25 protein-coding genes are annotated in these 21,623 nt (G+C 60.8%); 13 read left to right on the top strand and 12 right to left on the bottom strand.

The features are described 5' to 3' along the window. Window positions 1-14 precede the first annotated feature (14 nt). The gene (locus RVY79_RS01395) at window positions 15-2,336 is read right to left on the bottom strand and encodes a hypothetical protein (protein ID WP_317462246.1); all 2,322 of its coding nucleotides are present in this window, start codon (window positions 2,334-2,336) and stop codon (window positions 15-17) included. Between the two features lie 197 nt (window positions 2,337-2,533). On the opposite strand from RVY79_RS01395, the gene RVY79_RS01400 reads away from it, so the two are divergent. From RVY79_RS01400 to RVY79_RS01410, 3 genes are read left to right on the top strand one after another with little or no spacing between them, the layout of a single operon-like run. After that, window positions 2,534-3,739 (top strand): ABC transporter substrate-binding protein, encoded by a 1,206-nt coding sequence (locus tag RVY79_RS01400; RefSeq protein WP_317462247.1) that lies wholly within the window; start codon window positions 2,534-2,536, stop codon window positions 3,737-3,739. Next, entirely contained in the window at window positions 3,736-5,448 is a 1,713-nt protein-coding gene (locus RVY79_RS01405) for an ABC transporter permease (protein WP_163647971.1), read from the top strand. Before RVY79_RS01400 ends, RVY79_RS01405 begins: the two co-directional genes overlap by 4 nt. Window positions 5,449-5,464: 16 nt before the next feature. Next, window positions 5,465-6,103 carry an ATP-binding cassette domain-containing protein gene (locus RVY79_RS01410; RefSeq protein WP_163647970.1) on the top strand — a complete coding sequence of 213 codons (639 nt, stop codon included), beginning with the start codon at window positions 5,465-5,467 and terminating at the stop codon, window positions 6,101-6,103. 88 nt (window positions 6,104-6,191) lie between these two features. On the opposite strand, the gene RVY79_RS01415 is transcribed toward RVY79_RS01410, so the two are convergent. From RVY79_RS01415 to merT, 10 genes are all read right to left on the bottom strand, one after another. Further along, window positions 6,192-7,226, bottom strand: coding sequence for a L,D-transpeptidase family protein (locus RVY79_RS01415; protein ID WP_240464660.1), 1,035 nt, complete (start codon window positions 7,224-7,226; stop codon window positions 6,192-6,194). A gap of 129 nt (window positions 7,227-7,355) precedes the next feature. Next, window positions 7,356-8,054: a TVP38/TMEM64 family protein gene (locus RVY79_RS01420; RefSeq protein WP_163647968.1), complete on the bottom strand. Its 699-nt coding sequence runs from the start codon at window positions 8,052-8,054 to the stop codon at window positions 7,356-7,358. 182 nt (window positions 8,055-8,236) lie between these two features. Next, window positions 8,237-8,476: a hypothetical protein gene (locus RVY79_RS01425; protein ID WP_276207467.1), complete on the bottom strand. Its 240-nt coding sequence runs from the start codon at window positions 8,474-8,476 to the stop codon at window positions 8,237-8,239. A gap of 35 nt (window positions 8,477-8,511) precedes the next feature. Beyond that, the gene (locus RVY79_RS01430; protein WP_163647967.1) at window positions 8,512-10,938 is read right to left on the bottom strand and encodes a heavy metal translocating P-type ATPase; all 2,427 of its coding nucleotides are present in this window, start codon (window positions 10,936-10,938) and stop codon (window positions 8,512-8,514) included. A gap of 140 nt (window positions 10,939-11,078) precedes the next feature. Continuing rightward, on the bottom strand, window positions 11,079-11,729 hold the full coding sequence (locus RVY79_RS01435; protein WP_163647966.1) for a cytochrome c biogenesis protein CcdA: 651 nt from the start codon (window positions 11,727-11,729) through the stop codon (window positions 11,079-11,081). Window positions 11,730-11,732: 3 nt separating this feature from the next. Continuing rightward, window positions 11,733-12,407 carry a MerR family DNA-binding protein gene (locus RVY79_RS01440; protein WP_205596203.1) on the bottom strand — a complete coding sequence of 225 codons (675 nt, stop codon included), beginning with the start codon at window positions 12,405-12,407 and terminating at the stop codon, window positions 11,733-11,735. A gap of 78 nt (window positions 12,408-12,485) precedes the next feature. Further along, window positions 12,486-13,895: a mercury(II) reductase gene (merA, locus tag RVY79_RS01445; RefSeq protein ID WP_163647965.1), complete on the bottom strand. Its 1,410-nt coding sequence runs from the start codon at window positions 13,893-13,895 to the stop codon at window positions 12,486-12,488. Continuing rightward, a complete protein-coding gene (merF, locus tag RVY79_RS01450) occupies window positions 13,888-14,145 on the bottom strand; it encodes a mercury resistance system transport protein MerF (RefSeq protein WP_317462248.1) in 258 nt (85 codons plus the stop codon). The genes merA and merF overlap by 8 nt, the downstream gene beginning before the upstream one ends. Window positions 14,146-14,147: 2 nt before the next feature. Further along, window positions 14,148-14,444: a mercury resistance system periplasmic binding protein MerP gene (gene merP, locus RVY79_RS01455; RefSeq protein ID WP_317462249.1), complete on the bottom strand. Its 297-nt coding sequence runs from the start codon at window positions 14,442-14,444 to the stop codon at window positions 14,148-14,150. A 13-nt stretch (window positions 14,445-14,457) separates the two neighbouring features. After that, a complete protein-coding gene (gene merT / locus RVY79_RS01460; RefSeq protein WP_317462250.1) occupies window positions 14,458-14,808 on the bottom strand; it encodes a mercuric ion transporter MerT in 351 nt (116 codons plus the stop codon). A gap of 73 nt (window positions 14,809-14,881) precedes the next feature. On the opposite strand from merT, the gene merR reads away from it, so the two are divergent. From merR to RVY79_RS01510, 10 genes are all read left to right on the top strand, one after another. Beyond that, the gene (merR, locus tag RVY79_RS01465) at window positions 14,882-15,310 is read left to right on the top strand and encodes an Hg(II)-responsive transcriptional regulator (RefSeq protein WP_317462251.1); all 429 of its coding nucleotides are present in this window, start codon (window positions 14,882-14,884) and stop codon (window positions 15,308-15,310) included. A gap of 270 nt (window positions 15,311-15,580) precedes the next feature. Beyond that, window positions 15,581-16,384 (top strand): YiiX/YebB-like N1pC/P60 family cysteine hydrolase, encoded by an 804-nt coding sequence (locus tag RVY79_RS01470; protein ID WP_163647962.1) that lies wholly within the window; start codon window positions 15,581-15,583, stop codon window positions 16,382-16,384. 158 nt (window positions 16,385-16,542) lie between these two features. Next, complete coding sequence (locus RVY79_RS01475; protein ID WP_317462252.1) at window positions 16,543-16,818, top strand: hypothetical protein; 276 nt, start codon at window positions 16,543-16,545, stop codon at window positions 16,816-16,818. 298 nt (window positions 16,819-17,116) lie between these two features. After that, entirely contained in the window at window positions 17,117-17,773 is a 657-nt protein-coding gene (locus RVY79_RS01480) for a DUF3047 domain-containing protein (protein ID WP_317462253.1), read from the top strand. Window positions 17,774-17,791: 18 nt separating this feature from the next. Next, window positions 17,792-18,139, top strand: coding sequence for a glutaredoxin family protein (locus tag RVY79_RS01485; protein ID WP_317462254.1), 348 nt, complete (start codon window positions 17,792-17,794; stop codon window positions 18,137-18,139). 8 nt (window positions 18,140-18,147) lie between these two features. Next, window positions 18,148-18,852: a TIGR04283 family arsenosugar biosynthesis glycosyltransferase gene (locus tag RVY79_RS01490; protein ID WP_317462255.1), complete on the top strand. Its 705-nt coding sequence runs from the start codon at window positions 18,148-18,150 to the stop codon at window positions 18,850-18,852. Next, window positions 18,842-19,474: a TIGR04282 family arsenosugar biosynthesis glycosyltransferase gene (locus RVY79_RS01495; protein ID WP_317462256.1), complete on the top strand. Its 633-nt coding sequence runs from the start codon at window positions 18,842-18,844 to the stop codon at window positions 19,472-19,474. The genes RVY79_RS01490 and RVY79_RS01495 overlap by 11 nt, the downstream gene beginning before the upstream one ends. A gap of 77 nt (window positions 19,475-19,551) precedes the next feature. Continuing rightward, window positions 19,552-20,160 carry a sigma-70 family RNA polymerase sigma factor gene (locus tag RVY79_RS01500; RefSeq protein ID WP_317462257.1) on the top strand — a complete coding sequence of 203 codons (609 nt, stop codon included), beginning with the start codon at window positions 19,552-19,554 and terminating at the stop codon, window positions 20,158-20,160. Further along, entirely contained in the window at window positions 20,157-20,375 is a 219-nt protein-coding gene (locus tag RVY79_RS01505) for a zf-HC2 domain-containing protein (protein ID WP_317462258.1), read from the top strand. Before RVY79_RS01500 ends, RVY79_RS01505 begins: the two co-directional genes overlap by 4 nt. Next, entirely contained in the window at window positions 20,372-21,283 is a 912-nt protein-coding gene (locus tag RVY79_RS01510; protein ID WP_317462259.1) for an AraC family transcriptional regulator, read from the top strand. The genes RVY79_RS01505 and RVY79_RS01510 overlap by 4 nt, the downstream gene beginning before the upstream one ends. Here the strand turns inward: RVY79_RS01510 and RVY79_RS01515 are convergent. Next, window positions 21,273-21,575 (bottom strand): EthD family reductase, encoded by a 303-nt coding sequence (locus RVY79_RS01515; protein ID WP_317462260.1) that lies wholly within the window; start codon window positions 21,573-21,575, stop codon window positions 21,273-21,275. The two genes, RVY79_RS01510 and RVY79_RS01515, sit on opposite strands and share 11 nt — an antisense overlap. Between the last annotated feature and the right edge of the window lie 48 nt (window positions 21,576-21,623).

The following is a 21,623-nucleotide window of genomic DNA, read 5'->3' on the forward strand; positions in this document are numbered from 1 at the left end:
CACCGGCGTGAGCTTCACGATCCGGTCGTTAGGGCATGCGGTGTGGCGTCTTCTAGACGTTCTCTCGCCAGTTCTGGCGCGTCGCTGGGCAACGAGAACCTCGGCAGCGCCGCAAGCCAGTCGAGCAAGGCGCTGACGTCGTGCCCGTCGGGAGAACGTTTGTCGGCATACCGAGATGCCGGCAGCAGCGTTGCGAGAAGCGTCAGTGGCGTCGGTTCGGGCGCGTCGTCATTGCAGAGCGCAGCCCCGACGATGTGCAGCTCGATCGACGGGCTAGGCGAGGGAGCGATGAGTCGTCCCCCCGGGGCGGCCAAGGGAAGTGCCAGCATGCGGACCTGGTCGCCTGCCTGACGGTGCCAGGCCAGACCACGCATCAGGCGGTAGCCGAGCGGTTCGACCAGAGCGTGCAGTGGTTGCCAGTCGTCACCGGCCATGGCCACGAGAACAGCCGCATCGGGCGTATCGGGATGAACCAGGAGCGCGGTGTCAATCAGCACCTGATTCTCGGTGAGTGCGCGTCGGCCGAGCGCGTCGACCAGGCGGGGGCCGAGCTCGGCGAGGCCGAGATGAGAAGCTACCCGCTCCGTGCCGATCATGATGCCGTAGCCACAGGCCTCCTGGATCAGTTCGATGCGCGTCAACGCCCGGTTCTCGGCGGGTTCCGGTAACGTGAGCGCGCCCGCTAGACGGGCCAGTGCCGGTGCACTATCGGTATGCAAGGCCCAGGCGTGCCCTGCCACGGAAAAGCAGGCCGGTGTCCCGGTCGTGGCAGTCGCGTGAGCCCGGACGGCGTGTAGTGACGTCGTGCCCTGGTATGCCGGTGCTTGTTGCAGAAGTCCCTGGCAGCACCAATTCTCCAGGCACTGCCAGACGTGGCGTTCCAGGGCGTCGCGGTCGGGCGGTGTGTGGCCAACCTGGCTGGCGTGATACAGATGATCGGTGATAGTGCTCGGTGTCTCGCCTTCGCTGGCCAGCAGCCAGATCAGGGCGGCACTGTCGTTGAGCGACAGCAGATGACCGTGCTGCGTGTCATAGAGTGCCAGGCTGTCGTTATCGATCAATTCGCAGACATCGCCGCGCTGCAGTTGGGGCTCGGCCGGCACTCGTGCATCGAGCGCGCCGGCCAGTTGCCAATCCCGGCGGCTGGGCAGGGTGAAGAACGCCAGATGACTCATAGGCTCGGCGCTCGGATAGAGGCGCAGGAAGTCACCGGCGCGTGACAGTTCGCGTTGGGCATCGTCGCGCAAGGTCTGGGGGGATTCGTCGTTGGCCGGTGTCTCCTGAGCGTCGATATCCACCAGTTCGACCATGTCCTCGACCAGGCGCCGCTTTATGGCTTCCTCCAGCGGTCCGCCGCTGTCGGGGCCGGCGCAAACGCCCAACGAGGGGCTCAGGTTGCATTCCAGAACCCAGGGCTTGAGGTCGGCGTCGATCAGACAGTCCACGCCCAGCAACTCGTAGCCGCCGCGACTATCGATATCGTCCTCGGCGCAGCGCTGGCGAAAACTGTCCAGAGCCGCGATCGCGGTGAGCGTCAACTGATCGTGGAGACGTTCGAAGAGCGCGTCGTCGTCGTGGCCCTGTTGACGCAACCAGTCCCGATAACGATCCAGGTCGATGAACTCGACGGGGACCTCGGCCTCGGTGTTGTGGGCATTGATGTCGGGGTTGGTGAGATGGCTGTAGAGGTTGCCGGTATCGTCGTGATCGTAGGGGGCTGACGCGAGCTTGGCGAAGCCCTGCCGATACACATAGAGACGCAGGGGGTCGAGCGATGCCAGCAGGACGTAAAGGCGCAGGACGTATTTGTGGCCGCGGATGGTGTGCGGCTCGCCGAGATACTCCTGAACCAGCCAGTTGGCTTGCCGAGGCGCGTCGGCGGCATCATCGAGCAGACGGATGCCCTTGCCCTTGGAGGCATTGGAAGGCTTGAGGATCCAGCGCTGGGCCGGATTGGCCAGGGCGGCTTCCTGCAAGGCATGATAATCGTCGGGCATCAGATAGGCGCGCGGGAAGAAGTCGAGTCGCGCGACCTGTGACGCATGCGGGCCGAAGCGCTCGCCCATTCGCTCACGTAGTGTCGCCAGCGATTGATACAGCCGGCTTTTCAGCGTCAGCGCATTGTTGCCGGGCAGATGATTGAGCCTGTGCCTCGGCGTCAGCTTGCGAAACTGCGCCATCTCGGGGGTGCCGGTGAACCAGCCTGCTTGCCAGTCTTCGGCACTGCCTGCTCGCCAGCCGCGCGCTTCGAGTGCCTCGCGGAAGAAACGGTCCTGCTCGTCGGCGCGCTTGCCTCCCAGCCAGTAGCGACGCGCTTGAGACGATAGATTGGTCATGTCCCTGTCCCCGTATTGATGTTGTCATACCCCTTGAGTCGAGCGTGGGCGGATATCCTTACAGAATTCACGCAACGTATCGGCGAAAGGTGCGTCGTTGGACGCAGACCGCGCGTCGGCTGGAGAATCGGCGGCGTGCTGTGTAAGGAATATCGCCGTCCCACGACCAAGGCGGTGATCAATCGAGGGAGAGAGACATGACGTTTTCGCGAGGCTTGCTGGTGGCGGCGTTGTCGCTGTTGCCGACGATGGGGCAGGCATACGAGCTGTCCGACTGGGACTCGGTGGCCGCGGCCGCCCGAGGGCAGGCCGTGTACTGGAATGCCTGGGGCGGCGATCCGCGTACCAACGCCTATATCGACTGGGTGGCCGAGCAGGTCGGCGAGCGTTATGGCATCGATCTCGAGCACGTCAAGGTCAGCGATACCGCCGAAGCGGTAACCCGCGTGGTGGCCGAGAAGGCGGCGGGTAACGAGGACCAGGGCGCGGTCGACCTGATCTGGCTCAATGGCGAGAACTTCGCCACCATGAAGGAAAATGACCTGCTCTATGGCCCCTGGGCCGAGCAACTACCCAATTTCTCGCTGACCGCGCCCGAGCAGAACCCCGAGGTGCGCGAGGACTTCACCCTGCCGGTCGAGGGCTACGAAGCGCCCTGGGGACGTGCACAGATCACCTTCTATTATGACAGCGCGCGTGTCGACGCGCCGCCGCGCAGCATTCCTGCGCTTCTCGACTGGGCCCAGGCGCACCCGGGGCGCTTCACGTATCCGCAGCCACCGGCCTTTCTGGGCACGACCTTCCTCAAGCAGGCGCTGCTGGCCTTGACCGATGATCGCGAGGCGCTTTACTCGCCGGTCGGCGAGGCCGATTTCGAGTCCGTCACCGCGCCGCTGTGGGACTACCTGGACCGCTTGCACCCTTATCTGTGGCGCGAGGGTGAGCGCTTCCCCACAGGCGGGCCTCAGATGCGTCAGCTGATGGGCGACGGGGCGTTGAGTCTGGCGTTCACCTTTACCCCCTCCGCCCCGGCCGCTGGGGTGCTCGATTATCAACTGCCACCGACCACGCGCAGTTACATCCTCGACGGCGGCACACTGGGCAACGTGCATTTCGTCGCCATTCCCTTCAACGCCCAGCACAAGGCCGGCGCATTGACGATTGCCAACTTCCTGCTCTCGCCCGAGGCCCAGGCCCGCAAGCAGGATCTCTCGTTGTGGGGCGATGCCACGGTGCTGGACATGTCGCGCCTGAGCCCCGAGCAGCGTGAGGCGTTCGTACGCGATGGCCGGGCCGCCGAGAGTCTGCCGCCGCCCTCCCTGGGCGAGACGCTGCGCGAACCTCATCCCACCTGGATCGAGCCGCTCGAGAAGGCCTGGCGGCAGCGTTACGGCGCGCAATGAGCACGGCCGTTGCCTATCGGCTCGTCGTCGGTGTCCTGCCCTGGCTGACCATTGCCTTGCTCAGCGTGCCGGTGGTCGCCGGCGTGCTGGGCGCGCTGGCGCCGGCCTTCGGCTGGCTGCCGGTACTCGGTGGAGAACGCCTGACCCTGGTGCCCTGGCGGCAGCTCTTCGCGGTGCCGGGCCTCGTCGACATGGCACGACTCAGCCTGGTGACGGGGTTGGCCAGTGCGGCGCTGTCGCTGGGTCTGGTGGTGCTGTTTCTGGGCAGTTTCCTGCACACGCCGCTGTATCGTCGCGTTCAGCGCTGGTTGTCGCCGCTGCTGGCGGTACCCCACGCGGCGGCGGCGATCGGCCTGGCGTTCCTGCTGGCCCCGTCGGGGTGGGTGGCACGAGGCCTGTCCCCATGGGTGACCGGTTGGCAATATCCTCCGGATTTTGCGTTTCCCGGTGACGCCTGGGGGCTGTCGCTCATTTTGGGCCTGGTCATCAAGGAAGTGCCCTTCCTGCTGCTGATGAGCCTGGCCGCCCTGGTGCAGTGCCAGGCTCGCGAGCGCCTGACCGTGGCGCGAACCCTGGGGTATCGTCCGCTGACGGCCTTTCTCAAGGGTGTCATGCCCGGGCTCTACCCCTTGTTGCGGTTGCCCCTCTACGCGGTGGTCGCCTTTGCCACCTCGACGGTGGACGTGGCCATGATCCTGGGGCCCACGACACCGCCACCGCTTGCGGTGTCGGTGGTCGGCTGGCTCAACGATCCCGCTCTGTCGATGCGCTTCATGGCTTCGGCGGGGGCGATGCTGCAACTGCTGCTGACGCTGACGGCGTTGTTGATCTGGTGGACGCTGGAACGGTTGGTGGCGCGCGTCAGCCGGGGCTGGTGCCGGGACGGGCGGCGCCAATGCGGCGACCGCTGGCTGGCCGGCATCGCCTGGCTGGCCATGCGCACCGTGCTGGGCCTGATGATGGCCGCTTTGGCCGGGCTGGCGCTGTGGTCGGTGGCCGGGTATTGGCCGTTCCCGGCGTTCCTGCCGTGGCCGCCGACCGCGCACAACTGGTTGAACGCGGCCGATGATCTGGTCGCCCCGGTGTGGCAAACGCTCGGCGTCGCGCTCGCCGCGACTCTGGTGTCCGTGGTGCTGGTACTGGGCGCGTTGGAGGCGGAGACCCAGCGCCGCCGGCCGATGCGGCCCTGGGCGCAACTGATTCTTTACCTCCCGCTGCTGGTGCCCTCGGTGGCGTTTCTGTTCGGGCTGGTCATGATGCAGGCGCAAGTCGGTGTTCGGCCCGGTCTGGGCGCGGTCATCATCGGGCATGCGGTGTTCGTGCTGCCTTACGTTTTCTTGTCGCTGGCGGAAAGCCATCGACGCCTGGACCCGCGCTGGAGCCAGCAGGCACGTAGCCTCGGCGCCGGTCCCTGGCGGGTCTTCTGGCATGTGCGCCTGCCGTTGTTGCTGACGCCAGTGCTGACCGCGGCGGCGGTGGGCTTCGCGGTGAGCGTTGGCCAGTACCTGCCCACCATTCTGCTGGGCGCCGGGCGCGTGGTCACGGTGACCACCGAGGCGGTGAGCCTGGCGAGCGGGGGAGACCGTCGGCTGACGGCCATTTACGCACTGCTGCAACTGTTGCTGCCGGCGATTGGTTTCATGCTGGCGATGCTGGTGCCGCGTTATGTGTTTCGACGGCGGCGCGATCTGCTGCCAGGCACCGACTGATGAAAGGATGCATGCCATGGCGTCATTGAGGCTCGACGACATCGTCATTCACCAGGGCCAGCACCGCCTGCTGAGCCTGGACACCACGGTCGCCCCCGGTGAGGTGCTCACCGTCATGGGGCCCTCCGGCGTCGGCAAGTCCACCTTGCTGGCGTTCATTGCGGGTTTTTTGAGCCCGACTTTCCAGGCGCAAGGGCGCGTGCTGCTCGATGAGACGCGTATCGATACGCTGCCCGCCGAGCAACGTCATGTGGGGCTTCTCTTTCAGGATCCGCTGTTGTTTCCGCATCTCGACGTGGCCGGCAACCTAGCCTTCGGCATGGTGCGTGAAGGCACGCGTCGGCAACGCCGTGAGCGCATTCATGAGGCCCTAGCGTCGGTGGGGCTGGAGGCATTCGCGGGACGCGATCCGGCGACGCTCTCCGGCGGTCAGAAGGCGCGGGTCGCCCTGCTGCGGGTGCTGTTGTCGCAGCCGCGCGCGATCCTGCTCGACGAGCCGTTCTCCAAGCTGGATGCCGAGCGGCGCGGTGAGATCCGCCATTGGGTCTTCGAGCGCGTGCGCGAACACCGCCTGCCCACGCTGATGGTGACCCACGACGAGGCCGACGCCCAGGCGGCGGGAGGACGCATCATCACCCTCGATGCCGAGCAGTGAAGCTACAATTGAAAAAGAAATCGCCCAGCGAATGAAGCGCCGGGCGAGGATGCAGATTTCTTCTCAGTATTTTGGAATTACTTAACCTTCAGTCTTGGAGATGCACATCGATCCGGTTGTAGAACGTCTTCGAAAGATGCGTCCGCGTGAAAAATGTCTGCGGTGGTTCAGGCATCGGGAAAGGCAGCCCGGTCAACAGTAATGATGTCGGTATACCGTCGGGATCTGTACGCAATGCCTCGAGACGCGCGAAATCGATCAAAAAGCGGGGCGGTTGTGTCACCGTGTCGTGGAGCCGTTTCAAGGCATGGGAACGGCTGGGAATATCGACAGACTCCTCACCACCATGCTTGACAGGGTACAACTGAGCAAAAAGCGTCCCTGCCGCATCCCGGCCGAATTTAACTGGCTCGTCGATGATGCGCACCTGAGTGCCGTTAGGCACGCGTGTGGCAAGGTACTCTATATCTCTTGGCAGCATACGAATACAACCGTGAGAGACACGCATCCCGACGCCTCGTGGCTGATTGGTGCCATGAATCAGATAACCGGGGATATCGAGCATCATGGCGTATTCACCCAAGGGATTGTCAGGGCCGGGTGGCACGACACGCGGTAGCTTCTTACCGTCTTCAGCACGCTCTTTGATGATGCTTTCCGGTGGATACCAGGCGGGGTTCTTGATCGTCATGGTGACGGTCGTCTTGCCCAGCGGGGTTTGCCATCCCTGACGGCCAATCCCGATGGGAAAGGTCTCGACACGGGGTATTTCGCCCTCTTCCACGGGTGGATAGTAATACAGCCGTAACTCGGCAAGATTGATCACGATCCCCTTATGAGGCCCCGGGGGGAGAATGAAACGAGTGGGAACCCTCACCTCGGTGCCTTTACCGGGCACCCAGGCATCGACATTGGGGTTGGCCCGTTGCATGGCTTCGAAGCCGACGCCGTGGCGCAATCCGATATCGATCAACGTATCCTTGGCAGCGGCTTCGACGATCTTGACGCGGCCGATGATATCGCTCGATGCGGGGAGCCGATAAAGTCCCTGCGACCGACTACCAGACGTTTCCTGAGCCTGTGCCCAGCCGGGCAGTGCCAACACCATCAGTATTAGCATCATCCGCCCTACTCGCGGTCTCATTCGCATCGATATTATCTCCATGGGGTACACAACGTATTGAACGATTACCGGGAAACACAATTCAAGTTAGCGGGCTCATAAAAATTCAGATTGGCTTTAATATATCATTCAAAACTTTTCATTCCACCGCTTGCGAAGCCAGATCCATAGCAACCTCAACAAGATCGGCAGCAGCGTAATACTACTGATCAAAGCTATCGCAACCATCCCTCCTCTAGAGCCTGTGGTGATCAAGACTTCTCCGAACATGGTGATTAAATATGCCGTTGGTACCACACCAGCCAAGGTGGCCAACAGAAAGCGCCAGAACGCAAGCGGCGTAAGCCCTGCTGCGTAGCTGATGGCGTCAAATGAAAGAAACGGTATCAAACGCGATGCAAAAACGATGAACATCAATCCAGCTTGGGAGCGCTCCTTTCCCAACCAGCTCATTAGAGGGCGTATACGCGGCCAGCCTTGAAGCACCTCATACCCCAGTTGACGTGCAACACAAAAAGCAATCAAGGCACCAAGCTCGGCACCGATGACGATATAAATTGTCCCCCAGATAGAGCCGTAAGTTGCGCCAGCCACCATGGCAATAGGACCACTGGGGATCGGGCTCATGACAATAGCGACCATCATCAAGCCAATAATGATGATGGGCCCCCAGTGGCCCAGTTGAACAACCCACTCACGCAACGCCTGCTTATTGGTTATGATGGACAGTATTCCGAACTCCATCAGCAACAAATAAATTACGATCAGGCCGCTCAGAATAGCAATGCCCCGTATCAATCTGAACGTCATATCAGGCTTGCTTGCCATATTCGTCTCATGTCGTATATCGAGGCCTCGGTCAGTCAATGAGAGTGGTGCTTCACACATCTCCATTTTTTATTGTACCGATGTGCATGTCTCACTGCATTCTGCTAGGCAAGGCGCATCATTAGAGTAACGAGCCAAGGTCCAAGCTGACCGTTGGATAGGCGGGCACCATGGCCTTCAGACTACAGACTAGCTGCCTTCAGGCCCAGCTTGATCGCCCGCCCGAACATGTTAATCAACTCAGCGTATTCGGAAACGAGCATATGGGCACCCAATATCTCATTAGATTGATTGTCGATGAGGATCTTGACCGCTGCACAGTACTTGCCAACACGCAGGTTGTAATACCAGCCGCCGGTATCGGTGTAATTGACACGCACGTCATAGCCTGCCGCCTTGGCCTCCAATTCGAGCATTCCCACCCGAGCAAGTGGCGCATAGGTTCGACCGTTACAGGTTAACGGCCCACACCCGCCACCGCATCGAAGAATATTGTCGGCCGCTGCCAGAGCGAGTTGACGAAAATCGCGGTTACGCTGGTGGCCATGGCGACCATCGCCCAGACAGGATAGATCAGGCCAGTAGCGGCCAGCGGGATGCCGATGCCATTGAATAAAAATGCGAGTCCCACGTTCTGCAGCATTTTGCGATAGCCCCAACGGCTGATGTCTATTGCCGTCACCACGGCGTCCACCCGGCTGTTGAGAATGATAATGTCGGCGGCGTCAATGGCAATGTCGGTGCCGCCACCCATGGCAATACCCACGTCCGCCTGCATCAGGGCGGGGGCATCGTTGATGCCGTCGCCGACCATGGCGACCCGCTGGCTTCGCTGCATCGTACGCAGTCGGTCCGCCTTCTGTTCGGGCAACACGCCGGCATGTACTTCATCGATACCGGCCTGTTGGGCGATATGGTGGGCGGTGCGCTCGTTATCGCCAGTCAACAGGGCGGTGCGGATACCCATCGACTGTAACCTGGCCACCGTGTCGGCGGCGTCGGGGCGCAGGGCGTCACCGAGTGCGATGGTGCCCAACAAAGATCCGTCGCGGGCCACAACAATCACCGTATGGCCCTGGGCTTCGTCCGATTCCACGGCATCGCCAACGGATGTCATTTCCACGCCGGCCGCTTCAGCAAAACGGGGGCTGCCCACCAGTACCTGTTTGCCATCCACCTGCGCGGTGACACCACGGCCGGATTCGGCCTGAAAATCGGCGATCTCGGGGAAGTCTATATTCCGTTCAAGTGCCGTTTCAACAACGGCCCGCCCCAATGGGTGCTCGGAGGCCACTTCGACGGCTGCAGCCAGCGCCAGCAGCGCATCGTCGTTGCCATCCACGCTGTACAGAGAGCGTACAGCGGGGCGCCCCTCGGTAAGGGTGCCGGTCTTGTCGAATACCACCTTGTTCACTTTGCGCAGGGCCTGAAACGCCTCGCCGGTGCGCATCAGTACGCCCTGGTCCGCGGCTTCCCCGGCACCACGCACGATGGACAGAGGTGCGGAGATGCCTACCGCGCAGGGGTAACCCATGACCAGCACGGTCAAGGCGGCGAACACGGCCCGCTCCAGTGCCGGCTCGCCTCCGATCAGGAGCGGGCCGACAGACCAGAAGCCAAAGGCGAGGGCCGATATGATCAACACGGCCGGCGTGTAGATCCGCAACACACGATCTACCAGGTGCAGCAACCCCGGCTTGAGTGCGCGTGCGTCCTCGATGCTGCTGATCACTTGCTGGAGAAAGCTTTCGTTGCCGATTGCCGTTACGCGTACAAGAAGGGTGCCGGAGCCATTGATGGCGCCACCCACGAAGGTATCCCCGGTCGCCTTCTCCACCGGCAACGGCTCGCCCGTGATCAGGGATTCATCCACGGCCGAGCCGCCTTCGACCACCTCGCCGTCCAGGGGGATGCGTTCTCCGGGCCGAATCCGTACCCGCATGCCAACCTCAACCTGGTCCGCAAGCATGTCGCGCTCACCGTCCTCGGTAACGACACGCGCCGTCTCCGGCTGCAAGTCAAGCAAACGCTTGACCGACTGCGAACTGCGAGTCTTGACGATCAGCGATAACCATTCAGAGAACAGGTGATAGGTCAGCACCATGACCGAGACGGCGAAAAACGCCGCAGTGGGGTAGCTTTCGGGAGATGCGATCAGACCGATGGCACCGCCGGTCAGCCCGGCGAAGGCGCCGATTTCCACCAGTACGTGCTGGTTGAGGATACCACGGCGCAATGCCTGGAAGGCCATGTTCAGCATTTGCCGTGCCACACCAAACACCATAATCAGCGCCAGTGCGCCAACCACCAGTGGTTCATAGCCAGCCAGCACGTCGCCGGTGCGCAGTGCGAGAAACCCCAAGCCACCCGCCGCCAATAAGCCACTGCTAGTGAGCGCGGCGGTCATGCCCTGGCCGCGCAGCACCGCAAAGCCAAACAGGACCAGGCTGACGTAAACCAGCGCGGAAAGCCCCAGGGTCCAGGCAGAGGTAAAATCGACAATCAATCCGACCGCTGCCAGGCTCATGGCCAGGGCGACAACAAACCGATTGCGCTCGACAGCCAGCGCCCGTTCCTGGCGCTCGAACGGTTCCACCTTGCGCGGGTCGCTCAGGGTATAGCCAACCTGCTGCAAGGTACCCATCAGGGCCTCGGCGCTGTTCTCCCGGGCGTCGAACTCCACCAGTGCCTGTTCGTGGGTCAGGCTCACCGCGACCCGACGCACGCCGGATTTCTTGCCCAGCGCGCTTTCAATCGTGCCCGTACACAGCGAGCAGTGCAGTCCACCGATATGAGCCTTGACCCGCTGAATGTCGGGGTCCCCCGTGGATTCCAGACTCCAGGGCCGGGTGTCTTCGTCGGCTGTCGTGGCTGCCGTATTCATGACGCATCCCCTTGATAAAATGAGGTCATGTTTCAAGGGTAGGCCCCGTACCAAGATACGGAGTCAAGTGGCCGAGAAATATCAAACGGATCACGTCGGGAAGGGCGCTAAATCAGGGAGGACGTACCTCGTCTTTGGGCCTAAGCCAGCGCCAGCCAGAAGGTCCAGAGGCCCAGCACGACCATTATGGCGCCGGTCAAGCGGGGCATCCGCCCCGCGAGCCGCGTGAGGTGTTCCAGCCAGCGATGGCCGCGGGCGGTAAAAACAATGAACAACAGAGGTGCGGAAAATGCCAGCCCGAACACCATCAGGGTCGACGCGCCAAAGATAACTGCACCATCCGTTGCACCCCGGGCAGCGGCGTCGCCGAGCAGCACCGCAAGCAGAGGAGCGGCACAGGCGGGAACATTCAAGCCAAACACCACGCCTAAACCGGGACCACCGGGAATGCGGTTGATGCGTGGCAGAAAACGGTTCACCAGTTCAATAAACCAGGAGGTGCCACCCCCCAGGTAAAGCACCCCAACCACCACATAAATACTCCCGAGCAGAACCCAGAGGCTTTGCTGCAACCCGGTGAAGGCGGCGCCAACGAAGACGGCAACCACGCCAAGCACGGCCATTAAAGAGGCCCGCATCAGGGCAAAAAGCAGTGTGTGAGCAACCTTCATCCGCTGTGACAAGTCTTCGAGGTAGCGGATGAACAACAAGTGACTGCCCACGGAACAGGGCTCAATGAAGGCCAGTAACCCAAGGCCGGCGGCCAGAGGCAAGGCAACTGAAAATTCCAAGGTTTACTCTGTTGTCTTCACGATGTTTGCAGAATAGCCCGCACCGCGCACGGCCAATGCAAGTTGCTCGTCCGAAATCCGTGATTCGTCAACCGCCACCCTCGCTTCACCGCTTTCATGGGAGACGGAACACCCCTTGACCCCTGTTTGCTGCTCGAGAACATGACGGACAATTTCCTCGCACCCATTGCAGTGCATACCACCGATTGAAAGCCTGACTGTCTGCATGCTTATCTCCTCACTCATTGTCGGTCTGCTGGCAGGCCCTGCGTTCTGCTCCAGCGCATCAAATATGGAACAGCACTGCAACGGACCCTGCCCGGGACAACGGTCCACAAGTGCCGCGAGGCCCTGGCGGATTCGCCGTAACTGGTCAATTTTCTGGTCTACATCGTGCAGTTTTGTCATCGCCCGTTGCCGTACATCACCTGCACCAGCCTGGTCGCTGCCGGCATCACGCAGCGCAAGCAGCTCAGCGATCTCACGCAGGGAAAAACCCAACTCTTGTGCGCGGCGAATAAAGTGCAGCCGCCGCACCGTCGCCCCTGAGTAAATGCGGTAACCACCTTCCCCGGGGCGTGGTGGCTGTTCAATGAGTTTGCGCCGTTCGTAAAACCGAATCGTCTCAACCCCGACGCCCACCACGTCAGCCACTTTACCAATCGTCATGTCAGTCATGGCGGCACCTTCGCGATTCCTGAGCTCAGATTAACTCCCGTACTGTGGTACGGGGTCAAGGTTCTCCCCATGCGTTTCTCAACCTGCGCAGCAGGACAATTGTCTTACATCCTTGGTAAAGGTCTGTGCACAAAGCTTGAGGCCTTCGACCATGGTCAGGTAAGGAAACAACTCGTCGCCGATGTCCTGCACTGTCATGCCTGCCCGTAGCGCCATCACCGCTGTTTGAATCAGCTCACCGGCCTCACCTGCCACGGCCTGTACGCCCAGCAACCGTCCCGTCTCGCGTTCGGCCACTATTTTGATAAAGCCATGGGTGTCGAAATTGACCAGCGCACGCGGCACGTTCTCAAGTTCCAGCACACGGGTATCCACGTTGAAACCTTGCTCAAGCGCCTCGGCTTCCGTCAGGCCAGCGGTGGCAACCTGTGGGTCAGTAAACATCACCCCCGGCATGGCACTGAGATCCAGGGTGGCCTCGCCTCCTGTCATGTTCACGGCCGCCCGACTGCCCCCGGCAGCGGCGACATAGACAAATTGCGGCTGATCGGTACAGTCACCGGCGGCATAGACACCGGGAACCGTGGTTTGCAGATGCTCATCCACCTGGACTGCGCCACGGGAGGTTTCCACGCCGATGCCCGCCAGGTTCAGAGCTTCGGTATTGGGTGTCCGGCCGGTGGCCACCAGCAGTTGATCCGCTCGCAATGAGCCCGAATTGGTGTCGACGGTGAACTCATTGTCGCTATAGTCCACGCGGCTAGCCTGGGTCTGCCTGAGAACCTTGATACCCTCTCGCTTGAACGCTGCCTCTATGGCGTCACCGATGGCGGGGTCCTCACTGGAAAGCATCCGGCTGCGGGCCAGCACGGTGACCTCGCTACCCAGCCTGGCGAAGGCCTGGGCTAACTCTAGGGCAACGAAACCGGCACCGATCACAATCAGCCGTTCGGGTACTGTATCCAGTACTAATGCACTGGTGGAGGTCCGGTACGGCGTATCGGCCAGCCCCGGTATCGGCGGCTCTGCTGGGCGGGCGCCAGTGCCAATAAAGGCGCGGTCGAAGTGAACAGTCTGCTCACCGCCGTCGTTCAGCCTGACCGTCAGATTATGACCATCGACAAACCGGGCCTCACCTTTCAGGACGGTGATGGCTGTGTGGTCGCGCAGTATGCTTTCGTACTTGTTGTCGCGCAGTTCCTCGACACGTGCCTGCTGTTGCTGAACCAGTTTCGCCCGGTCCACCTTTGGAGCCTGCTGCGCGCTTACCCCCTCGTCAAAGGGACTTTCCTTGCGCAGATGCGCGATATGGGCAGCGCGGATCATGATCTTCGAAGGGACACAGCCGGTGTTAACGCAGGTGCCGCCGATAGTGCCGCGTTCGATCAGGGTAATGCGGGCGCCGCGCTCGACCGCTTTCAGGGCGGCCGCCATGGCTGCGCCGCCGCTGCCAATGACGGCGATATGCAGGTTGTTGTCATTACTCATTCGGGGAACTCCTTGAATCTGTAGAGGCTTTCTCACAGTAAGCGTCGTATTGCTTTTTGCGCCATACGGCATAGGCGGTCAGACCAATGAATAAGGCCAGGGCTGGAAGCAGCACGTAGTCGAGATAACCGGTCAGGGCTGCCAGACCCACAGTGCTCAGCAGAATCACCAGGATCGGCGTGAAGCAGCACAACGCCACCAGGACGGTACCAATCACGCTCGCACGCAGCAGGGTTTTTGGGTTCTTCATGGTCACTCCCGGTCCGCTTCCGAGGGCTTCAGTGTGGATGGATAGCCGGCACCGCCCGTGGCCTGGGTTAAGGCTTCGACGGATGTTAGTTTATCGTCGAAGGAGACCACAGCCTCACGATCCGGGTAGTTCACGTCGACTTGTGAAACACCGTCTACCTTATTTAAAGCCAACTTGACGGTGATCGGGCAAGCAGCGCAATTCATACCCGGTACCGAGAGTGTCACGGTTTGCATAGCAGCCAGGGCAGGCATGCTGAGCAGGGCGGTGACCAATGTGAGGACAAAACGCATTTTCATGGAAAATCTCCTATCAGTAGAAAAGAGGAAGAGCATAAGGGAACACTAGAGCGATCAGCACCAGTACTGATATCCCCCAGAAGATTACCTTGTAGGTCTTTTCCACCTGGGGTACGGCACATATCTCTCCCGGCCGGCATTGTTCTACTGGCCGATAGATCCGGCGCCAGGCGAAGAACATGGCCACCAGTGCGAGGCCGATGAAAACCGGACGATAGGGTTCGAGAGCCGTGAGGTTACCAATCCAGGCACCGGAAACGCCCAGGGTGATCAGTACCAGCGGCCCGAGGCAGCAGGCTGAGGCAAGAAGCGCCGCGATACCCCCGGCAGCCAGGGGCCCGCGCCCCGATCTGGAATTCGACATAACGCCTACACCTTTTATGATTCTGTTCGATGGGATAAGGTTACTTCCGTAGTCAGCTACGGAGTCAAGGCAGATGTCGGATAACGCAGATTCACTCACCATCGGTGGCCTGGCCAGGGCAGCCAACGTTCATATTGAGACGATCCGCTATTACCAGCGGCAAGGGTTATTACCGGAACCCGAACGTCCCCCGGGTGGTATCCGGCGCTATGGCGATGCCGATATCGACCGGTTGACGTTCGTGAAAACGGCGCAGCAGTTTGGCTTTAGTCTCGACGAAATCGGCGACCTTCTGCGACTGGATGATGGCGCTCACTGTCAAGAAGCCAGCACGCTCGCAGAACACAAGTTGCGTGACGTGCGTGAAAAGATCGACGGGCTGGCACGAATCGAGAAGGTACTGAACGACTTGGTCACTCGCTGTCATGCCCATCAAGGGGACATCTGCTGTCCGCTCATCGCCTCATTGCATGAGGGATTCGAGTCAAACGATTCGCGATGAATGCCTTTCATGACGCTTCTAAAAGCATCTCGCTTCCCCAATTGATAACCCTGGGGCCATCGCTGGCGGTAAATTATTTATCTTGCTGTAAGTTTTCTTTTCCGAGAAACGACCTAGCCATGAAAGCTCTCACAACATTGTCTACACCCACAATCGCCGCGATAGTTATCGGTATTTTTCGCGACGCAATTTAAGGTGGCCGTAGTCTCAGTCTGCTCCGGATGAGATTTTTATGCTTGCTATGCCGCGTCGCCCGCCGGAGGTGAGTCGATGAACAGCCTGCTATATGGATTGGGACGCTTGTTGGCGGCTTACCTCAATCAACCTATACATAGGCATTATTCTCAGCCGCCGGCTGATGTCACGGTGTTGGGCGAGCTGCTAAAGCCCGCCGATATCTTATTGGTGGACGGCGATCGTCGTATCAGCACGGCGATCAAGTATCTGACGCAATCGACCTGGTCGCATGCCGCGATATACATCGGCCGCCTGCCGTTGACGGGAGGAGGCTTCGATCAGCCTGCGTTCGTCGAAGCAGATGTCGAAAATGGTGTTCACGTCGTGGGGCTCGATAGCTTCGCAGGCTTGCAGTTGCGTCTATGCCGGCCCATAGGTCTGACCGAAGAAGACGCCACGCGGGTGGTGGATCACGTTTGCGCACGTATCGGCAACCGCTATGACCTCAAGAATATCTTCGATCTCGTCCGTTACCTGCTTCCCACCCCGCCGGTGCCCACCGCATGGCGGCGACGCATGCTGGCGCTCGGCAGCGGCGATCCTACTCGCGCGATTTGTTCCTCGTTGATCGCGGAAGCTTTCCAATCCGTGCGCTTTCCGATTTTGCCGGTGATCGAATTGCTGCCGGGCCTTTCCCGCGATTGTGTCGGCTGCGTCCGAGAGCAATGGCACATTCGTCACCATAGCCTGTTCGCACCACGGGACTTCGATGTCTCTCCCTACTTCGCCATCATAAAACCCAACATGTTCAATAGCTTCGACTATCGCAACCTGCCATGGGACTCCATGGGGGCAGTGAAAACATCGTCTCCTCGAAACTCTGAAAGCCTCCAATGAGGTTGTTAATACCTCCCAAGGCCATTGAAAAATTCTTGGGGATATCCCGATGTGATAGTCAAAAATAGCTAGATGGTAATAAAAAGAGAGTAAGTAATCACGTCGTATGGCGACAAATAGATGAGACCACAAAGACACCTCATCAGGAGGGCATTGCCATGAGATCCTTACTATCAAAGTCCATCGCTATCGCGGCCATCTCACTGGCCTCGTTTCCGTCACTCGCCATGGACAGTGTGGCAGTAGAGCGGTTCCAATCACAAAATCAAGCGCCCTTGAACATAGGTCGTGAAGGGGGTGGCACTTCTAGTCCAAAAATGGTGACGGAAGTCAATGGCCACAGTCAGCATGAAGGCCTAAAGAAAGTCGACATGGGCAATCACGATGGCCTGCGTCGCAACGTTGAAAGCAGAGTTCATGCTGTCGATAAGTAAGGCTGCAATGTGCAGCGAGTTGATATGAAACATTCATTGCTCATTGCATTTTAGAGAGTGGAGTCCGCCACTCTCTTTTTTTATAACCGCGTAGTCATCCGCCCTGCCCAAGGCCCTCGGAAGGTCTGAGGTGGCGGATGCAGGGCTCCTGTAAGGGTTCACGTCGATGTCCGACAAAGGGTGTGTTCATGAGGTTGTGCGGTGCCTTCTATCGCCGCCTTCCAAGCCTATATCCGACAGGTCGTGTAGCGTGGACGAATTCTTGCAACAGGGAGGATGGCCTGAGATGAGGATAAACATGACAGGGAAGCTGATGGTGGCCTGGGGCCTGCTCATCGGTGCGCAGAACACCTGGGCCGCCGACATCGCGTTTTCCGCCCAGGAAATGGCCGCCTGGGAGACGCGCTCCTTCGAAGGCGAGACGCGTTACACGGTGGTCCGCGACAATGGCGCCGAGGTGCTCGAGGCGAACGCGCGGGGCCAGGCTTCCGCCAAGTACCTGGAGCGCGAGGTCGATCTGAGCGAGACCCCTTATCTGCACTGGTGCTGGAAGGTGGATGCTCGTTATGCGGGGCTCGACGAGCGCACCCAGGCCGGCGACGACTATCCCGCCCGGCTCTACGTGGCGCGCAAGACGGGCCTGCTGCCGTGGCAGGTGCAATCGGTGAACTACGTATGGTCTTCCAATCAGGCCGTCGGAGCACGCTGGCCGAATGCCTTCACCGACCGGGCGATGCTGCTGGCCCTTCAGGGCGAGCAGTCACCGGTCGGTGAATGGCGGGCGGAAGTGCGCGATGTGAGCGCCGATTACCAGGCGCTGTTCGGCGAGGACGTGAGCGAGATCGACGGCGTGGCGCTGATGAGCGATGGCGACAACACGGGCGGCGACGCCACCGCCTGGTATTACGGCGTCGGCTTCTCCGACTCGCCGACGCCCCCGAATTGCCCAGGGTGAACCAGAGGAGAGAGCAGCATGCTGACAATGATACGGCGGTTGTTGGGGGATAAAGACATGCCTGAGCGGTCTCCACAAGCCCAGGAAGAGGCCGATCGCGAAGCACGCAAGCTGGCCCTCTACCATTTCGAGGGATGCCCGTTCTGCTGGAAGGTCAGGCGTGCCCTGACCAAGTTGCGTGTCGATATCACGATGCATGACATCCACAAGGATCCCGCTGCCAGAGCGCAATTGGTGGCCGGCGGTGGCAAACAGACCGTACCGTGCCTGCGGATCGACGAAGGCGGGACGACGACCTGGCTTTATGAGTCCAGCGATATCGTCGAGCATTTGAAGAATCGATTTGCCGTGTCACCGTCCGCATGAGCGAGGTCATGGCACAAGAAAGCCCGGCAACGCCATGGTTGAGCGTGGTCGTGCCGGTGTTGAATGAAGCCGAGACGATCCAGGCCTGCCTGACCGCCTTGTTGCCGTTATGGGTCTGCGGTGTCGAAATCGTGGTCGTCGACGGCGGTAGCGACGACGACACCGTCGCCCTGGCGCGTCCTCTGGCGAATCGGGTCTTGGTCAGTGAACGCGGCCGGGCCCGGCAGATGAATCACGGCGGTCGGGAGAGTCGTGGCGACTGCCTGGTCTTCGTGCATGCCGATACGCGCCTGCCGCGTCGCGCCGATCTGCTGATCGACTGGGCACTGAAGGGCCCGGCGTGCTGGGGGCGCTTCGACGTCGAGATCGAGCGCGGATTCGCGCTGGCGGGGTTGGTGGGCTGGAGCATGAACCGGCGCTCGCGCCTCACCGGCATCACCACGGGCGACCAGGCGATCTTCATGACACGCGAAGCGTTCGGGATCGTCGGCGGTTTCCCCGACCAGCCGCTGATGGAAGACATCGAAATCAGCCGGCGCCTGCGTCGCCTGTCCGCGCCGGCTTGCCTCGCCCCGCGGGTGACCACGTCCGCGCGGCGCTGGCAGCAGCAGGTCCCGTTACGCACCATCGTCACGATGTGGTGGCTGCGCCTGCGCTACTGGTGCGGTGTATCGCCCTGGGCCCTGGCGGGGGAGTACACCGATGTCCGCTGACGCGATGATCTCCAGCGCCGAGGTGACGCTGCTGGTGTTCGCCAAGGCGCCGATCCCCGGCAAGGTCAAGACCCGGCTGATGCCGGCACTCGATGCCGAGCAGGCGCGCGATGTGCATGTCGCGCTGCTCGAGCGCACGCTCGAGGCGGCTTGCCAGACCTTTCCTGCCGCACGGGTACAGCTGTGGGCGGGGCTGGCGCCGAGTCATCCGTTGCTTGAAGCGCTGGCGGCGCGACACGGCATCGCGCTGCGTGCCCAGCCGTCGGGCGATCTCGGGCAGCGGATGCACACCGCCTTGTCCACCCAGCGCGGCCCGGCGCTGCTGATCGGCAGCGACTGTCCCGTGCTGACGCCGGTGCTATTGGCGCGCTGTGCGCGGGCGCTGGACGCCCACGATCTGGTGATGCTGCCCGCCGAGGACGGCGGTTATGCATTGATCGGGGGCCATCGGCTCCCCGCAGAGCTGTTCACGGACATGGCCTGGGGTGGCAGCGAGGTGGCGGCGCAGGCTCTCGCCCGGGCACGGGAGCTGGGCCTTCGCGTGGCCTGCCCCGGTACGGTATGGGACCTCGACACCCCGCGTGATCTCGAGCGCTGGCAAATGTTGGACGCCGCGACATGAATACTGGTCTTATCGAGTGGAGACCGGCGTGTTTTGTTGCCATGCTGAGCGATGGTCATCGATTGGGAAGAAACACCATGTCAGCAAGCCCCGACTCAGCACATGACGCGGAATCTCTCGATGCGCGTCAACGTCGCCTGGCGGCGGTAAGGCCGCGACTACTTGCCTTCGCGCGTATGCAATTGCGTGATGCCTCCGAGGCAGACGATGTCGTGCAGGAAGCCTTGATCACCGCCGTCGAGAAGGATGCACACTTTGCAGGCAAGTCCGGCTACGAGACCTGGGTCTTCGGCATTCTGAAAAACAAGATTCTCGACGCCCTGCGTGCCCAGAAGCGTCGCGGAAGATGGCAGCCCTGGGAAGATGACGGCGTCGAGGCGGCCGTGGAAAATCAGTTTCAGGCAACGGGGAGATGGCAGGAGTTGGCGCGCCCCAGCTCCTGGGGCGATCCCGAGAGCACGCTTGCCAGCGAGCGGTTCTGGCAGGTATTCGATAGTTGCATGATCGCGTTGCCCGAGAATATCGCCCGAATCTTCACCATGCGCGAACTCATGGGGCTTTCCACTCGCCAGATCTGCGAGGAGGCCGGTATCAAGGAAAACAACTGCTGGGTCATCCTGCATCGCGGTCGCCTGTTGTTGCGCGCGTGTCTGGAAAAAGGCTGGCTGACGGAGGCCGACTCATGAAAATGCTGATGTGCCGGGAGGCCACGTGCCTCATGTCGAAGCGTCTGGATGTGCCTTTGGGCATTCAGGAAAAAATGACGCTGAAATTTCACCTGGCCATGTGTGGGGCCTGCAAACAATGCAATAAGCAGTTTCAATTGATTCACGATGCAGGACGCGTCTTGGAACATCAGACCACGGCCCTGCCATTCGATCTGGGTGGCGATTCTCGATGACACACCACGAAACACGAGAAGACGTTGCCCGGGATCCCCTGACCGCACTCTTGAAACCCATCTTCATGGGGAGCGATTTTTACCATGTCGCCAAGCAATGCGGTGATTGGCTGCTGTCGCATGAACATGCCGTCGCCCCGAGCTTTCATCTGGTGACCGAGGGGCAGTGTCGTCTTACCTGGCATGACGGGGGCGAAGAGCATTTGCAGGCTGACGATCTGGCGTTTTTCCCTGGTGATGCGCCGCACCAACTGACACCCAAGGGCGTGTCTACCGACACGCCGATGCAGGTAGTACCGCTACGCAGTTCGCGACCCGGCGTGGGGTTGATCTGTGGACATTTTCGCTTCGTGCACGATGTTCCTCCGGCCTGGTTCGGTGCGTTGCCGCGTATCGTGCGTATTCCCCGGAAGGCGCGTGGGCGGGTGTTTCAGCATGCGGTCGAGGCCTTTGCCGAAGAGCTGTCCAACGGTGATGCGCCCGGACACGCCCCAGTGACGAATGCCTTGGCCAATGCCCTGTTGATCTTGATGCTGCGCCACTGTCTGGAGACGCGGCTGCTCGATCAGCGTCATTTGATGGCGTTTCTGGACACACCGGTTAGCCGGGCACTCAAGCTGTTGCATGAAGACCCGCGACGCGACTGGACGCTGCAAGAACTGGCCCGTGCCGTGGGGCTTTCCCGTTCGAGTTTCAGTGAACGTTTCCATCGCGTCGTGGGGATGACCGTGGTGCGCTATCAAGGACGACTGCGCATGATATTGGCGGACCAGGCCCTCACCAACGGCGAGAGCATCGTAGGGGCCATGCTGGCCAGCGGCTATCGCTCGGAATCCACCTTTCGCAAGGCCTACAAGCGGATCAGGGGCGTGCCGCCCTCACGTCTCAAAACGCACGCTACGGAGTGACCACCTCGCTGACCTGCAACACCGGTTCCACATTGGTGAAGTGGGGAACATCGTCCATGAGTGTTTGGCCAACGGCATCAAAAGCCGACTCGAAGGCCTCCGCCGAATCGAATCCCAGATGAGCAATTAAGTGGTAGGGAGACGCGGCATCGGTACCGCGATGAATCCTCGCATAACGCAGGCCGTGTTCGCCTAGTTTTTCCTCGACAAGAGAAACATGTTTTTCCAGGTAGTACTGATCATCGAAGATAAGATCATTCTGGTTGGGATACGCTACCATGACGTCGATCATTGTCGTCTCCAGATAGTTAAGTAATGGAAGAGTTTAAGGGGGCGACGG

It is taken from the genome of Chromohalobacter sp. HP20-39 (assembly GCF_033052815.1).
Taxonomy (GTDB): domain Bacteria; phylum Pseudomonadota; class Gammaproteobacteria; order Pseudomonadales; family Halomonadaceae; genus Chromohalobacter.